The sequence below is a fragment of the Candidatus Sphingomonas phytovorans genome (assembly GCA_029202385.1).
Classification (GTDB): Bacteria; Pseudomonadota; Alphaproteobacteria; order Sphingomonadales; family Sphingomonadaceae; genus Sphingomonas; species Sphingomonas phytovorans.
Map to the genome: position 1 here is coordinate 2,713,662 of CP119314.1, position 14,550 is coordinate 2,728,211.

Genomic DNA, 14,550 nt, shown 5'->3' on the forward strand with positions numbered 1-14,550 from the left:
TTATTTGCCCTCGATCGTCGCCTTCGCTGCTTCGAGCCGCAGCGCATAGGCCTCAAGCACCTTGGCCGTCCGCCCGGCATAGATATTGGCATCGTCGAAGCGCCGCTCCTCGATCGCCTCGCGCACCCCCGGCAATGTCTTCGCACCATAGCCGGTGAAGCGGCCCGGCGCGTAGATCATGTGCTTGTACCAGGGCCGGCCGGGCAGGCCGCGCTCGTCGAGCAGGAGCTGATCGATATCGCGGAGCTGCGCATTGAGCTTCACGCGCCGCGCCTGATCGAGCTTGCCCCCCTTGTCGGCATAGGCGCTGTCATAGGCAGTCGCCGCCGCCTTCAGCCGATCGACCGCATCCTCGAGTGCGGCCAGCTCGATATGCGGCGTGTTCGGTTCGGCCGCCACCGGCGCGACCGGCTTGAGCGGATCGCTCGCGATGCGGAAAGCACCGTCAGCCAGCAGCTTCTCGCGCTTGCGATCCTCGGTCCTGCGATCCTCGGCGAGTTTCTTCACCTCGCCCAGATAGGTCGAGACGGTATCGGCGAAATCGCCGAAGCGCTGAGGCGGGGTGTCGGCGTCGGCGACACGCAGCACCAGCCGCCCAACCGTCTTGGACAGCGCCGCGCCATATTTCAGGCCGGGATCGTCGAAGGTCGTGAAATGGTGATAGCTGTCATAGATCGAGTGATAGACGCCGCCGCTTTCCTCCTCGCCGCCGAACCCGATATTGAGCGCCGGCAAGCCGAGATGCTGCAGATAGGCCGAATAGTCGGATCCCGACCCAAGCGCGCCCATCGGCACGTCGCCGCCTTTTTCCGCCGCTGCCAGCGCGGCATCGTCGACCCGGCCAATCTTGTCATAGGCCCGGGCGCGCAGCCCTGCCCTGGCCCGCTCAGCGACGCTGACGCCGGTCTGCGGGTCCGTCACGTCGGCGGCGACCGAATTCACCAGATGCTGGAAATCATGGCTACCTTCGGCGCCCAGGAAGCCGCGGCCATTGCCATCGGTGTTGATATAGAGGACCGCCTTGGCCTTGAGCTCGGCCTCGTGAGCTTCAGCCCATTCGGTCGAGCCGAGCAGCATCGGCTCCTCGGCATCCCAGCTTGCATAGACGATTGTCCGTTTCGGCCGCCAACCCTGCTTCCACAGGCCGCCCAGCGCCTTCGCTTCGGACAGCATGGCGACATTGCCCGACAGCGGATCGGACGCGCCGAACACCCAGCCGTCATGATGGTTGCCGCGCACCACCCACTGGTCGGGATATTGCGACCCCTTCAACGTCGCGATCACATCATAGATGGTCTTCTGCGACCAGTCGGACTTGACCGCGAGATGCACCTGCACCTTGCCGTCGCCCCCGGTGTGATAGGCGATCGGCAGGGCGCCCTGCGCGCCATTGGCCACCAGCGGCCCGCCGAGACGCGACAGCAGCTTGCTCGCGTCGCCATAGGACATGGGCAGCACCGGAATCTTCAGGATGGTCACCGCATCCTTGCGATCGATCCGCTTGGCATTCGCGGTCGAGCCGATGCCCGGGGTCAGCGGGTCGCCAGGATAGACGGTCATGTCAGCGACCGAGCCGCGCTGCACGCCGAAGTCGGGACGAGCGCCCCCCTTGGGATAGACGTCGCCGTCACCATAGCCGTCCTGTTGCGGATCGGAATAGATGATGCAGCCGATCGCGCCATGCTCCTGCGCCAGCTTGGGCTTCAGGCCGCGCCAGCCGGCACCGTAACGGGCGATGACGATCTTGCCCTTCACGTCGATCCCGCGCCGCGCGAGCGCCTTGTAATCGTCGGGCAGACCGTAGTTCACATAGACCAGGTCGCCGGTGACGTCGCCGTCGCCCTGGAAGGCGACATAGGGTGGCAGCGCGCCGGCGAGGTTGGCCGAGGTATCGTCGCCCGGCACCGCCGGCTCCTGCCCGCCGAGCACGATCTTCTCGGGCGCGACCATCTCGACAACGGTCGAGATCGGCGTCGGATAGAGCACCTGGAAGGTCTCGATCTTCGCATCCCAGCCCCATTCCTTGAACTTCGCCAGGATGAACTCGGCATTGGCCTTGTCATGCGGCGACCCGACATGGTTGGGCGCTGAGGACATGATCTTGAGCCAGTCCATCTGGTCCTGCGAGCTCACACCCGCGTCGAACGCCGCCTCATTGGCCTTCTGGTCCGCCGGTGCCGCGAACCCCGCCTGCGCCAGCACCAGGGCGCACGCGCCCGCCATCAGAAATCCGAGCTTCGCCATGTAGAGAATCCCCCTGCGACCTGTGTGTTGGCGCAGCATGCCACGCCGGCACCGCGATGCAACGGGGAAGCGCGAAAGCATGTGCCGATACCCGGACTGAATATCGCCGCCCCTGTCGCGAGGGCATGTCGCCGCGCCATCATCCGACGTCTCAACCGCGCTTCGTCAATGGCTCCCGACAGATCCGTCTCGCGCGCTACCCGGAAGACCTTCATGGCCACGCTGGTAAGCTGCGCCTGGCATGCCTACACCAGCCCCATGTCCGACGTGTCGCCCGCCATCCCCGCCGCCACGCTCGTCCTGTTCCGCGAAGGACCGGGCGCGCCCGAACTGCTGATGGTGGAACGTTCCAAGGCGATGGTGTTCGCTGGCGGCGCGCTGGTGTTCCCCGGCGGCCGGGTCGATCCGGGCGACCATGCGCTGGCGCTGACGCTGCCCGGCGATCCCGAGGACATGGCGGCGCGTATCGCCGCGATCCGCGAGACGGTCGAGGAAGTGGGCGTTCCGGTCGGCCTGAATCCCAGTCCGGACGCCGATGCCCTCGCCGCTCTTCGCGCGGCACTGCACGCCGGTATCTCGTTCGGCGAGGCGCTGCACGACGCCGGGCTCGCGCTTGACCCAGCACCGCTCGTCCCCTTTGCCCGCTGGCTGCCGGCGCATGCGCATATGCGCATCTTCGACACCCGATTCTATATCGCGCGCATGCCTGAGGGAGTATCCGAACCGGTGGTCGACGACACCGAGAATGTCCGCGTCTTCTGGGCGACGGCGCAGGCAGTGCTCGACGATGCCGATGCCGGCCGCGCACGGATCATCTTCCCGACGCGCCGCAACCTCGAACGCCTCGCGCGCTTCGCGAGCTTCGACGAAGCGGCGGCCGACGCGGCGCGCTACCCGATCCGTCCGGTCACGCCGTGGGAAGACCAGATCGGCGGCGTGCCGCACCTCCGCATCCCCGACGATCTCGGCTATCCAGTCACCGCGGAACCGATCACGAGCGCCCTCAGAGGTTGAGGGCCCCGATGCGGACGGCAATGCGGACAATACGGGGGTTGGTCGGCGGCATGACGATCGCCGCGATCGTGCTGGCGGCGGCATTGTTGCTGTTCGCCGCGCTGCGCGGCCGGCCACAGGATCTGCCCTGGACCCCGCTCGACCTGAGCCAGCCGGTCGGCATGATGACGGGTCGGAAGCTCGCCAGCCTGACCGGCGATTTCCCCAGATGCCGGGCGCTGCTCGACAGGGCGGGAGTACGCTACACGGCGCTGGCCGAGGTAAAGGCCGGCCGGTGCGGCTATGCCGACGGGGTACGCTTCGATTCCGGCGGATCCCGGCGCGCCGCCTATTCGCCGGCCGATCTCGGCACCGCCTGCCCGGTGGCGGCTGCCCTGTCAGTGTGGGAGTGGAACGTGATCCAGCCCGCCGCGCGCCGGTTGCTCGGCAGCCCGGTCGCGACGATCGAGCATTTCGGCAGCTATAATTGCCGTCGCATCGGCGGCAGCACCGCATGGAGCGAGCACGCCACCGCCAACGCGATCGACATCGCGGGCTTCCGCCTGGCGAACGGCAAGCGCATCACCGTGGCGGCTGACTGGAAAGGCGACGGGCCCGAAGCGACGTTCCTCCACGAAGCCCGCAATGGTGCATGCCGCCTGTTCTCGACCACGCTATCGCCCGACTATAACGCGGCGCACCGGGACCATCTGCACCTGGACCAGGCAGCGCGCGGCGAGTTCGGCTGGCGGGCGTGCCGGTGAACGCCCCCCTCCCTTCAAGGGAGGGGAAGCAGGTGATCAATGCGGCAGCGCGGGCGCCTCGACCTTTTCAACCCATTTCGGGAAGAAGGCCGGCTGACGATTCGACCAGCCCGACGCGGTTGCGGCCGCCTCGCTGATCGACTGGAGCAATTTGCGGCGCAGGTCAGGATGGAGGTGCGGCAGCGCCGCCGCCGAGCAGAAAGCGGCGGGCAGCCACGGCCGCACCTCGGCGCCGATCAGCCGCTCGTAGAGGAAGCGATAGGCAGAGAAAGTGGTGAGCCGTCCCTGCCCCAGATCGAATGCCGTCACCGTCATCAGCGGCGCCAGGAAGGGCTCGACCGAGTCGAGGCCGCTATCGTCGGGGATGATCGCGCGGATATCGGGAAGGCGGGCATAGAGGCGGGCCTGGGCGCGGATGCTGGCGGCCTCCACCACGTCGCGCGACCAGCGGCTCATTGCGTCGTCGCGGTCGAGACCGATGTCGAGCGAGCGCCGGATATAGCGCTGGGTCGAGGAACTGAAACTCGCGAATTCCTTCATCTCGGCCAGCGTCATCGCGCCATTCGCCGGTTTCATCTTGGCACCCATATCGTCACCCCACCCGCAATCGTGGAACCGGTGCCGATGATGCGCCAGGATGGTTAACAGGGTCCTTAACGCGCCGTCGTCCGGCGTTAAGCATCGAATCATAGTTCCTGCTGCGATGCAACAAAGGTTGCGACGAACGGTGTGCTGCAGACCGAAAAGTGCGGACAAGTGCGATAGTTGCGCAACATATCACTGAAACCGCCCCTCCCCGCGGATGCGGACAGGGGCGGTGATGGTCGGTAATATTCCTGAGACGGGTTCAGGCGCTGAAGGCCTCAGCCCGCCTTCTCTTTCTTCAGGCGCGCCTCTTCATCGGCGTCATAGCCTGAGGATGCCGCCGGCGCGTGATTGTGCACGGGCTGAGTCGAGGAAGGCGGGTCTGACGCATCCATCGATTCGTCGAGTGCAGCGTCGAGCCGTGCCTCCTTGCTTTCAGGATCGCGCTCGAGCCGCGCGGCGATCGAGGCATCCTGCCCGGCTTCCTGCCGAGGATGATGGATCGCCTCATTTTCCTCGGGATCGCCTGCAGCCACGTCCCGGCTGTCGGGCGTCTTCTGATCGATTGTCGTCCGGTCCTCGGTCATCGCCACTCTCCTGGGCTGTTACGAGGATAGAACGAGCGACGCGCCGGATGCGTTCCTGCGCACGTGATCCGCCGACGCCGGGATCAGCCGTCGATCCGGCGAACTACAACACGCTGCTGGTTCATCATCGCCCGGCCGAAGACGGTCATGAACGCGATGTCGGTCGCGTCGCGCCCAACCGCCACCCGGGCGAGATCGCTGCACGACGCCATGCCGGTCGCATCCACCAGATGCCAGGCCCCTGCCAGCCACAGCTCAGCAACAGCGTGGAAATCGGGCGGATCGACGCCCGGCGCATAGGCCGACACGCACCGCGCCGGGATTCCACCCGCCCGTGCCAGTGCGACCAGCAGATGGGCATAGTCGCGACACACGCCGCGGCGATCGGCAAAGGTCATCAGCGCCGTCGTCACGCCGCTGCTGCTTCCCGACGCATAGGTCAGGTGTGCACGCACCCAGTCACCCATCGCCGCGGCAAGCGCGCCGCCTTCGAGCCCGGCAAACTCCTGCTCGACAAATCCTTCGAACTTGTCGGACTCGCAATATCGGCTGGGCAGCAGATAGGGGATGGTCACCGCCGGCAGCATCCGCGCCGGGGTCGGCGCCAGTGCCGCCAGATCGGCGACGCCCCGGTCGATCGCCACCACCGCACGATATTCGACACGGAAGGCACCGTCGCCCCGCGCCCAGGTTCGCTGGCCGATCCCTTCCTCGCCGCGCACGGCGCGCAACGGCTCATTGCAATAGATGCTGAGGTCCTGCTGCTCCAGCCGCTGATCGGCCATCGCCGCCGCCTCGACCAGCAGCAGCACGTCCGCCGAACCTTCGATCCAGTAATCGAGCATCACGTCGATCGCGAGGCGCATGGCGGTTCCTAAATCCCCTCTCCTTCCAGGAGAGGGTGGGAGCCCCGAAGGGGCGGAAGGGTGGGCTTGAGCGAAGGCGCGACAACACCCTCACCCGTCCCATTGCTTGCGTAATGGGCCCCTTCCCTCTCCCGATGGGAGAGGGAGTATCAAACACAATAAAAGGCCCGGCAGGTTTCCCCGCCGGGCCTCTCGTTTGAGCGATCAAGCCGCGCTCTGGTTCCGGCCCGTCTTAGTTCCGGTTGCCGAACAGACGCAGGATGAACATGAACATGTTGATGAAGTCGAGATACAGGTTCAGCGCCGACATGATCACGACATGCTGCTCGGCACTGGTACCGGCGACCTGAGCATACATGCTCTTGGTACGCTGCGTGTCATACGCGGTGAGGCCAGCGAACAGCAGCACGCCGACGATGCTGATCACCAGCGCGAACGCACCCGACTGGAAGAACAGGTTCAGCAGGCTCGCCACGATCAGGCCGACAAGGCCCATGATCAGGAAGGTGCCGAACGCCGACAGGTCACGCTTGGTCGTGTAGCCGTAAAGGCTGAGACCACCGAACGCCGCCGCCGTCGCGAAGAACGACTGAGCGATCGAGGTGCCGGTGTACTGGAGGAAGATGGTCGAGAGCGACAGGCCCATCGCCACCGCGAAGCCCCAGAACATCGCCTGGAGCGTGCCGGCGGACATCCGCCCGCCGCCGTAGCTCATGCCGAACACGAAACCGAGTGGGGCGAACACGATAATCCACTTCAGGATGCCGGGATTCTGGAACACCTGAGCGGCCATACCGGAGCCGGCGAAGGCCATCGCGACGATACCCGTCAGCAGGATCCCCGAGAACATGTAGTTATAGACCGACAGCATGTAGCGGCGCAGACCCGCGTCAAACGCCTCGGTGCGTGCGCCCGTTGCCGTCGCGAACGATGTCGCGCCAGATTGGGGGTCGGACCAATTAGCCATTTCGAAAAAGCTCCTTTGACCCGGCATCATGCCGGATGACCGGAATATCGCTCTTATCAGAGGGGTTTTCAAGACAATCCGGCGGGCGTGTCTTAGGGGCAAGCAACACTTTATTACAAAAGCCGGCGCGGGAGATGACAATGACGACAGGCGCGGTAGAATCGCGCGCATGCACCGCCTGTTCGTCGCCCTGCGTCCACCCCCTGCGGTCCGCGCCGCCCTTGCCGCGACGATGGACGGCGTGCCCCAGGCACGCTGGCAGGATGACGGCCAGCTCCACCTGACCGTCCGCTACATCGGCCCGGTCGACGGCCGCACGGCGGAGGATATCGTGCTGGCGCTCGGCCAGGTCCATGCGCCGCCGGTCGAGGTGGCGCTGTCGGGCGTCGGCGCCTTCGACAAGAAGAACCGTATCGATGCGCTCTGGGCCGGTGTCGCCCCGCACGACGCGCTCGCCGCGCTTCACCGGAAGATCGATCACGCACTCGTGCGCCTCGGCCTCGCGCCGGAGGGTCGTGCCTATCTACCGCATGTCACGCTCGCGCGGATCAGCCGCGGCGCGGGCTTCGGGCCTGAGATCGAGCGGTGGCGGGCGGCCCATGCCGGCCTGGCCAGCCCGCCCTTCAAGATCGAGCATATGACCCTGTTCGAAAGCCATCTCGGCGGCGAAGGCGCGCGATATGACGTCGTGGAACGCTGGCACCTCGACTGAAGCCGAATCCGCTTCCGTATCCTCCACGCTCTGCTAGCCTCACCGGGCAAAAAACAGATGGGGAGGATCATGGCCACCACACCCACCGGCGCGTCGTCGCGCACGCCAGCCTATGCCTGGTACGTCCTCGGCATCCTGTTCCTGGTCTACATTCTCAATTTCGTCGACCGGCAGATCATCTCCATCCTGGCCGAGGACATCAAGCGCGACCTGGGGCTCAAGGACGAGGATCTCGGCTTCCTCTACGGCACGGCGTTCGGCGTGTTCTATTCGCTGTTCGGCATTCCGCTCGGCCGCCTGGCCGACAACTGGAACCGAGTCCGGCTGATGACGATCGGCCTCGCGCTCTGGTCGGGCATGACCGCCCTGTCCGGCTTCGCGCGAAGCGGCGGGATGCTGGCGGCAGCGCGGATCGGCGTCGGCGTCGGCGAGGCCACCGCCAGCCCCTCGGCCTATTCGCTGATCTCCGACTATTTCCCGAAGCGCCTGCGCGCGACTGCGCTCGCGATCTACTCTTCCGGCCTCTATGTCGGCGGCGGGCTGTCGCTCGGCATCGGCGGGCTCATCGTCCAGCGCTGGAACAAGGCATGGCCCGAAGGCGGGCCACTTGGCCTGCACGGCTGGCAGGCGGCTTTCCTGATCGTGGGCATTCCAGGGCTGATCGTCGCCCTGTGGATCGCGACGCTGCGCGAACCGAAGCGCGGCGCGTCAGAGGGGCTGGCCGAGCCGGCACCGCACCCCGCCCCGTTCCGCGAGTTCCTCGAAGAACTCCTCACCATCTTGCCGCCGCTGACCCTGATCGGCGCGGCGCGCGGCGGCGTCCGCGCCTTCATCGTCAACCTGCTCGGTCTGGCGGTCGTGATCGGTTGCGTCAGCGGGCTGATCGCCGTCGGCGAGCCCTGGCCGCAATGGGTCGCGATCGGGATCGGCGTCTATGCCGTCTTCTCCTGGGCTTGTGCGTTGAAGCGGCGCGATCCGCCGACCTTCCGCCTGATCGTCGGCAATCCCGCCTTCCTCTGCATCGTCGTCGCCTATGGCCTCAACGCCTTCCTCTCCTATGCGGTAAGCTTCTGGGCGGCACCCCATGCGCTGCGCGACCTGGGCGCCTCGCCCGCGACCGCCGGACTGCTGATCGGCGGGTTCGGCGCTGCGGGCGGCTTCATCGGCGTCACGATCGGCGGCATCGTCGCCGACCGGCTTCGGCGGAGCTTCGCCAACGGGCGCGTGATGGTCGTCATCTTCGGGGCGGTCGCGCCGCTGCCGGCGGTCTGGGTCGCCTTCACCACTCATGATCTGTGGCTCTATTACGCGATGCTCCCCGTCGCCCAGATCTGCGCCGCCTCGGCCCTCGGCGCCTCCGCGGCGACGATGCAGGACCTGGTGCTACCGCGCATGCGCGGGACGGCGACGGGGACCTTCTTCATCGGCACGACGTTGCTCGGCCTGGCGATGGGCCCCTATCTGGCAGGGCGCGTCTCCACGCTGACCGGCAGCCTGTCGGTCGGCGTGCTTTCCCTGCTGCTGACCATACCCGTCACGCTGGCGGCCGGCATCGCCGCCTATCGGCTGGTTCCGAAGGCCGAGGCCAGTCGCGAGACCTGGGCGCGCGAGGCAGGCGAAGCGATCTGACCCTGCCACGCGGCCGTACCGAGGACCTCAGCGCACCGCCACGGGCCCACCCGCCGCGATCCAGCGGTCGATCTTCTTCTCCAGCACGGGCATCGGCAACGCGCCCGTGTCGAGTACTTCCGCGTGGAAGCCGCGCGGATCGAATTTGGCGCCAAGCGCCGCCTTTGCCTTGGCCTTGGCGCCGGAAATGGTCAGCTGCCCGATCTTGTAGGCAAGCGCCTGCCCGGGAATCGCGATGTAGCGCTCCACCTCGGCCGTCGCGTCGGTGCGGGCCATCGGCGAATTGGCGAGCATATAATCGATCGACTGGTCGCGGGTCCAACCCTTGGCGTGAATGCCCGTATCGACCACCAGCCGCATCGCACGCAGCATCTCGTCGTTCAGGCCGCCCATCCGCTGATACGCGTCGGTCTCGACGCCGAGTTCGGGCCACAGCGTCTCGGCATAGAGGCCCCACCCCTCGCTATAGGCAGTATTCCCGCCGAACCGCATGAAAGCGGGGAGGGCCGCGTTTTCCTGCGCGAGGCTGATCTGGAAATGATGCCCCGGCACCGCCTCGTGCAGGAACAGGGTCTCCATCTCCCACATGTAGCGCGAGGGAAGGTCATAGGTATTGTAATAGAAGACGCCCGGCCGCGACCCGTCCGGCGTACCGCCCTGGTAGGACCCGCCGGCATCGGTCTTTTCCTTGTAGGCCGGCACCGGGCGGATCTCCAGCGCGGTCTTGGGCAGCAGGGAGAATTGCTCGCCGATGCGCTTCTGGATGCGCGCGCCGATCGCGGTATAGCCGTCGCGCAACTGCGCCGCAGATTGGGGCGCGAACCTCTTGTCGGTGCGCAGGAAGGTGAAGAATTCCGCCAGCGTGCCCTTGAAGCCGACGGCATTCTTCTGCACCTCCATCGCCTTCAGGATGCGCGCGACCTCCGACAGGCCCAGCTTGTGCACCTCGTCTGCCCCGAGCGGCAGCGTCGTGTTGGATTCGATCAGATAGGCATAGAGCTTGTCCCCGCCCGGCATGCCCGACAGGCCGACGCTGTCCCGCGCCGCCGCCAGATAGCTATTGGCCAGGAAATCGCGCATCCGCTTCTCCGCCGGCACGATCACATCGCTGATCTGCGCCGCATAAGCGGCCCTGAGCCGTGCCTGATCGGCGGGAGAGATTCCCTCCGGAAACTTCTTCACCGGGCCATAGAATGTCGATGCCTCGCCCTGCTCGGCGATCAGATTGTCGAACTGGCCGATCATGTTCCGCACGACCAGCTTGGGCTGGACGATCCCCGCCTTCATGCCCTCGCGAAAGCGAACGATCGCCTCGTCGAGCAGCCGCGCATAGCCTGTGTTGCGCCTCAGGTTGTTCTCGTAATCCGCCAGCGTCTTGAACGGCGCAGCCCCCTGGCCGGACGCGAAATCGGGATAGAAGGTCTGGAAACCGAAGAAATGGTCGAGCGGCCGGACGATCGTCAGCGCCACGATATCCTGGCCCAGCCCGCGCAGGGCGATCTCGGTCTGGTTGCGGAACACGTCATAGGCGACCTGATCCACCGCCGTCAGCTTCGCCCGGTCGATCGTCGCCAGATTGCGCAGGTTGCTGTCATTGGCGGCACGTTCGGCAGCGATATGGGCGTCGGACAGATAGTCGCCGAACTGGTCCGCATAGCGCAGATCGCCCCTGAAGATGGCCGAGATCGGGTCGCGCTTCAGACCTGCTTCGTCGCTGTCGTAGAACAGCCGCTTGAGCTTCATGTCCTCGGCACTGTCGCCCGCGAGCGGCACCGGCGGCGCCAAGGCCTGGGAATAGGCAGGCACCGTCGCGGTGGAGGCGAGCAGGGCAGCGAGGGCGGTCTTCAGGTGCATGACATTTCCTATCGTCCGGTGATGCCGGAGCCTAGGAATGTCAGTCCCGAACGACAAGCGACACCGTCGCCACCCGCGCCCGCTTCCAGCGCGACGTGCCGGCAGCGGCTAGCCCGCCGCGAACACCCCGCACGCGATCCGCGCGCCGCTGTTGCCCGACGGATCGGTCATCAGGTCGTCCGCTGCGGCATGCACCACGATCGCCGATCCGTCAGCGTCCAGCAGTCCGGCCATCGTCGCGCCCGGAATGGTGATGCCAAGCGTGCCACGCCCGTCGGTGCCGACGATGAGATTGGGCAGGTCCCCCTCATGCGGCCCCGCCGGGTTCATCGAGCCATGCTTCATCCCGGTCGGGTTCCAGTGCCCGCCAGCGCTGGCGAAATCCGGCGGCGTGCACGTGCCGGTCGTATGTACATGCGCACCGTGGGTGCCCGGCGGCAGGCCCTTGGCATCGATGGTGAAGCGCAGGCCACCCGTCACTTCATGCGCGGTGACCCGGCCCGCATCGGCGCCGTCCGCAGTACGCAGGCTTGCGGTTGCCACCGCACCATCGGCGACCGGTGCCCCGACCTCGGCATGCGATTTGCCGCACGCCGAAAGCCCGAGCACAAGCGCAGCCGCCGTCCCGATCGTCATGATCCGCATCTAATTTCTCCCGTTGGCGTCCCGCCCCGTCCAACCGCTACGGCGCGGCGCGGTTCCGCGCAACTGCTGTTGACGCTCAGCGCGCGCGGCTCCGCACGGTCAGCGACAGGCCGTAGAAGCGGGGCTCGCCGCCGATGAAGGTCGGCAGGCCCAGCGCGTCCCCGGTATTGCCGGCATCTTTGATATATTTGCGGTCGAACAGGTTCGTGACGAACGCCTCGAGCCGCCAGATGCCGTTGGCGGATTCAACGCCGAACCGCGCATCGACCAGCGCATAGCCCTTCTGGAATTCGTCCTGCACCATATCGGGGATCAGATTGCCCTTCTGCAGCGCCGGCAGATCGTTGTCGTCATCGAAGAAGATGCTCGACTGCCAGGTCACGCTCGGGGTGAAATCGATCTTCACCGGGCCGACCGGCTGCTTCAGCGTGAAACCCGCCGAGGCGGCATTGTCGGGCGAGAGGCGGAAATGATTGCCGTCGCGCACGCCTTCGGTGAACCGGCCATGATTATAGGCATAGGTCGCGAACAGCATCAGCGCGTCCGATGGGACATAGCGGACCTGCCCCTCGAAGCCATAGCTTCGCGCCTTGCCGGCATTGGTCGTCACGAACTGCGTGCCGATCTGCTCAAGGGTCTGGAAGTTGCTGTAATTATACAGGAACACCGATCCGTCAGCGAACAGCTTGCGGTCGAGCAAGGCAGTCTTCACGCCCACTTCATAGCTGTCGACGGTCTCCGACGGCAGCACCTTGAAGCTAGGCGCGCCATAGGGCGCACCGGGCGTCGACACGCTCAGCACCTGGGGCCGGCGGCCCCGGGCATAGGTGGCGTAGATGCTGGCGTCGGCGCTCGCCTCGTAGCGAGCGGTCGCGCGCCAGGTGAAACCGGAATCCTTGAGGCCCTGATCGAAGCGCGTGCCATTGCCGGCCGTTGGCTGAAGCCCGATGCCGAAGAACGGCACGGCGCTCGCCGGCAAGCTGTTGAGCACTGCCCCCGGCAGCGCCAGAGCGCCGATCAGCGCATCGCGCTGCGCGCCAGCCGGCAGACTGAGCGCGCCGATGAAGCCGCCCAGGATCGACCGGCCATTGAGCACCGCGGCGGTGATCCCGGTCGACTTGTCGTCATGGCTGTAGCGGATGCCGGCCCCCAGCTCGAGCCGGTCGGTGACACGGAACGTGGCGTCGGCGAACAGGTCGACCGCGTTGGTCCGCGCATAGTTGGTCGAGCTTTCGAGATGGTTCGCCTTGAGGTTCCTCGCGATCCCCAGCGCGGTCGCCGCGGCCAGCGCCGGGGTCGAACCAAGCGAGACGCCGCTCGCGGCGGCCACGCCCTGGATCAGTTGTGAAGTGAAGGCGGGGTTGCCGATCCAGCTCAGCGGCGCCGGATCGGTCGCGGGACGCCCGGGAATGAAGCCGTTGAGCGCCGAGGCCACCCGGGCGAGGGCCACACGCTCGTCGAACGACGCCGGCGTGCGTTGCAGCCCGTCCTCATGGAAATAGGTGCCGCCGAAAAACGCGGTCAGACGGTCGGACGTGTAGGACAGGCGCAGCGTGCCCATCGTCTGGTTGCCGCGCGCATCCTCCGCCGCGGTCAGCGCCGGCAGCGAGATGCCGTCGGCATCGAACACTTCGAGCGACTGGAAGCGCCGATAGGAGCCCAGCGCGTTGATCGACCAGTGATCGTCGATCGCGTAATTGGCGATGCCCGTCGCACCCCAGACGCGACGATTCAGGCCGAGCGGCGTGCTGTTCTCGAAACCCGGCTGCGGCGCCAGTGCCGCGCCCGAATTACGCCCGCGATCGCCGATCACCGCACCCGTCACCGGATCGGTCGGGTTGTAGGCGATCGACTTGAACGGCGTGCCGTTGGCATGATCCTCCTGATAATTGCCGATCAGGTCCAGGGTCAGCTTGCCCGGCGCCCAGCGCAGCGAGCCACGGATCGCCTGGGTATCGACCGAGTTGAAATCCTGATCGTTGCCCTTGGCGAGCAGATTGTCGACATAGCCGTCGCGCTTCTTCGAACGGCCGGCGATACGGATCGCGAGGGTATCGGTGATCGGCGCATTCGCCGTCATATCGACCTGATAGGCGTTGAAATTGCCGTAGCTGGCGCGGAAATAGCCATATTGCTCGCTCGGATCGGCCTTGGCCTGGACGATGTTGACCGCCCCGATCAGCGCGCCGCGGCCATACAGCGTCGATTGCGGGCCCTTCGCCACCTCGACCCGTTCCAGATCGAACAGTTCCACATAGGAACCGCGCGACTTGGAGATGGAGACGCCGTCCTGGAAGACCGAGACGCGCGGCTCGTTGAACGCGGAGCCGCTGTCCGAGGTGATGCCGCGGATCACGAAGCCGGGATTGTTGGGCGACTGGTTTTGCACGACGAAGCCGGGGACGTAGCGCGACAGCTTTTCGAAATCGGTGATGCCCAGATCATCGAGGAACCGGCCGGAATAGGCAGTCAGCGCCATCGGCACTTCGGTCGCATTCTGGCTGCGAAGCTGCGCGGTCACGACGATGTCGCCCTCGGCTGACGCTTCCTGGACCATCGCGGTCGCTTCGGGCGCTGCCTGGGCATGGGCGGCCGATGCGATCGCCAGCGCCGGAAGGCAGGTGAGCGCGAGAATCGTCGAGCGGATCGTCATAAGGAGCCCCTTGTTTTTGGTTGTTATGGGGCGAGTAGGTGGCGACCGCGT

The 14,550-nt window shown here is 66.2% G+C and carries 12 protein-coding genes; 4 read left to right on the top strand and 8 right to left on the bottom strand.

The annotated features are described in order from the left end of the window. On the bottom strand, window positions 1-2,244 hold the full coding sequence (locus P0Y59_12395; GenBank protein WEK02441.1) for a transferrin receptor-like dimerization domain-containing protein: 2,244 nt from the start codon (window positions 2,242-2,244) through the stop codon (window positions 1-3). A 258-nt stretch (window positions 2,245-2,502) separates the two neighbouring features. On the opposite strand from P0Y59_12395, the gene P0Y59_12400 reads away from it, so the two are divergent. Both P0Y59_12400 and P0Y59_12405 read left to right on the top strand, forming a co-directional pair. Continuing rightward, a complete protein-coding gene (locus tag P0Y59_12400; protein WEK02560.1) occupies window positions 2,503-3,258 on the top strand; it encodes an NUDIX domain-containing protein in 756 nt (251 codons plus the stop codon). Between the two features lie 20 nt (window positions 3,259-3,278). Then, window positions 3,279-4,001, top strand: coding sequence for an extensin family protein (locus tag P0Y59_12405; GenBank protein WEK02442.1), 723 nt, complete (start codon window positions 3,279-3,281; stop codon window positions 3,999-4,001). Window positions 4,002-4,037: 36 nt separating this feature from the next. On the opposite strand, the gene P0Y59_12410 is transcribed toward P0Y59_12405, so the two are convergent. The 4 genes from P0Y59_12410 to P0Y59_12425 form a co-directional block, all read right to left on the bottom strand. Next, window positions 4,038-4,589, bottom strand: coding sequence for a hypothetical protein (locus P0Y59_12410; GenBank protein WEK02443.1), 552 nt, complete (start codon window positions 4,587-4,589; stop codon window positions 4,038-4,040). A 275-nt stretch (window positions 4,590-4,864) separates the two neighbouring features. Then, window positions 4,865-5,173 (bottom strand): hypothetical protein, encoded by a 309-nt coding sequence (locus tag P0Y59_12415; GenBank protein ID WEK02444.1) that lies wholly within the window; start codon window positions 5,171-5,173, stop codon window positions 4,865-4,867. A gap of 83 nt (window positions 5,174-5,256) precedes the next feature. Then, window positions 5,257-6,039, bottom strand: a complete 783-nt coding sequence (locus tag P0Y59_12420; protein ID WEK02445.1) for a transglutaminase family protein — start codon at window positions 6,037-6,039, stop codon at window positions 5,257-5,259. 232 nt (window positions 6,040-6,271) lie between these two features. Beyond that, a complete protein-coding gene (locus P0Y59_12425; protein WEK02446.1) occupies window positions 6,272-7,006 on the bottom strand; it encodes a Bax inhibitor-1/YccA family protein in 735 nt (244 codons plus the stop codon). 169 nt (window positions 7,007-7,175) lie between these two features. Here P0Y59_12425 and thpR point away from each other — a divergent pair, with 169 nt between their 5' ends. Both thpR and P0Y59_12435 read left to right on the top strand, forming a co-directional pair. Further along, window positions 7,176-7,718 (top strand): RNA 2',3'-cyclic phosphodiesterase, encoded by a 543-nt coding sequence (thpR, locus tag P0Y59_12430; protein WEK02447.1) that lies wholly within the window; start codon window positions 7,176-7,178, stop codon window positions 7,716-7,718. 69 nt (window positions 7,719-7,787) lie between these two features. Further along, window positions 7,788-9,347: an MFS transporter gene (locus P0Y59_12435; GenBank protein ID WEK02448.1), complete on the top strand. Its 1,560-nt coding sequence runs from the start codon at window positions 7,788-7,790 to the stop codon at window positions 9,345-9,347. Window positions 9,348-9,374: 27 nt separating this feature from the next. Here P0Y59_12435 and P0Y59_12440 read toward each other — a convergent pair whose 3' ends face one another. From P0Y59_12440 to P0Y59_12450, 3 genes are all read right to left on the bottom strand, one after another. Beyond that, window positions 9,375-11,201: a DUF885 domain-containing protein gene (locus P0Y59_12440; protein ID WEK02449.1), complete on the bottom strand. Its 1,827-nt coding sequence runs from the start codon at window positions 11,199-11,201 to the stop codon at window positions 9,375-9,377. Window positions 11,202-11,309: 108 nt separating this feature from the next. Then, on the bottom strand, window positions 11,310-11,846 hold the full coding sequence (locus tag P0Y59_12445; protein ID WEK02450.1) for a superoxide dismutase family protein: 537 nt from the start codon (window positions 11,844-11,846) through the stop codon (window positions 11,310-11,312). Window positions 11,847-11,922: 76 nt separating this feature from the next. Continuing rightward, complete coding sequence (locus P0Y59_12450; protein ID WEK02451.1) at window positions 11,923-14,499, bottom strand: TonB-dependent receptor; 2,577 nt, start codon at window positions 14,497-14,499, stop codon at window positions 11,923-11,925. Window positions 14,500-14,550 lie beyond the last annotated feature (51 nt).